We start from the raw sequence: 1,312 nt of genomic DNA on the forward strand, positions 1-1,312 counted from the left end.
TGAATCGCCCCATGATTTCGGGAGGCTCCAACTCTTGAGAAGATGGAGCGATGAGCAAGACAAAGTATTGCCCGGAAGTGCGAGAGCGGGCGGTTCGGCTGGTGCGGGAGCATCAGGGCGAGTACAGCTCGCAGTGTGCGGTGATCGAATCGATTGCCGGGAAGATCGGCTGTTGGGCGCAGACGCTGTGCAACTGGGTGCGGCAGGCCGAACGTGATGCCGGCGAGCGCCAGGGGCTGACGACGGACGAGCGGACGCGGATGAAGGCACTGGAGCGTGAAGTGCGTGAGCTGAGGCAAGCGAACGAGATCCTGCGAGGCCAGCGCGTATTTCGCCCAGGCGGAGCTCGACCGCCGCTTCAAGCCCTGACCAAGTTTGTGACCGAACATCGCGATGTTCACGGGGTCGAGCCGATCTGCCAGGTGCTGCAGGTTGCCCCGTCGACGTATTACCGCCACGCGCAGCGGGAAGCGGACGCGAACGTGCGCCCGAACCGCTGGTGGAAGGACCAGGCGCTGCGCCCGCAGATCCGGCGGGTATGGGAGGAGAACCGACAGGTGTACGGCGTGCGCAAGGTCTGGCGGCAACTCAAGCGCGAGGGCTACCAAGTGGCCCGCTGCACGGTGGAGCGATTGATGGGGAAGCTGGGCCTGCACGGCGTGGTGCGCGGGAAGGTGGTCAAGACCACGATCAGCGACAAGCGACAAGCGTCCGTGCCCGCTGGACAAGGTGAACCGACAGTTCCATGCGCCGTCGCCGAACCGACTGTGGGTCAGCGACTTCACCTATGTCTGGACCTGGGCAGGGTTCGTGTACGTGGCCTTCGTGATTGACGTGTATGCGCGGCGCATCGTCGGTTGGAAGGTCTGGCCGACGGCGCAGACGGATTTGGTGCTGGACGCCCTGGAGCAGGCGCTGCATGCGCGGCGCCCAACCGAGGGCGGCCTGATCCACCACTCCGACCGCGGCGTGCAGTACGTGTCGATCCGCTACACCGAGCGGCTGGCCGACGCCGGGATCGAGCCATCGGTGGGCAGCGTGGGCGACAGTTATGACAACGCGCTGGCCGAGACGATCAACGGGTTGTACAAGGCCGAGGTGATCCACCGGCGCGCGTGGCGCAATCGTCAGGACGTAGAACTGGCCACGCTGGATTGGGTGGACTGGTACAACCACAAACGCTTGCTGGGGTCGATCGGGAACATTCCGCCAGCAGAAGCCGAAGAGGCTTACTATCGACAACAGGCCGGCCGGTTACGCCGAAGCGGCGTGACTCAAACCAAACAGCCTCCCATATTCCCGGAGCGGTTCA

The 1,312-nt window shown here is 64.4% G+C and carries 1 pseudogene and 1 other annotated feature; the pseudogene reads left to right on the plus strand.

Annotation, left to right across the window (positions count from 1 at the left end):
- Positions 1 to 50: 50 nt before the first annotated feature.
- Positions 51 to 1,312, plus strand: a pseudogene (locus XpopCFBP1817_RS20725) (IS3 family transposase); the annotation flags it as partial.
- Positions 324 to 440, plus strand: a sequence feature (AL1L pseudoknot). It overlaps the preceding pseudogene by 117 nt.

This window comes from Xanthomonas populi, from assembly GCF_002940065.1.
In the GTDB taxonomy this organism is placed as follows: domain Bacteria; phylum Pseudomonadota; class Gammaproteobacteria; order Xanthomonadales; family Xanthomonadaceae; genus Xanthomonas; species Xanthomonas populi.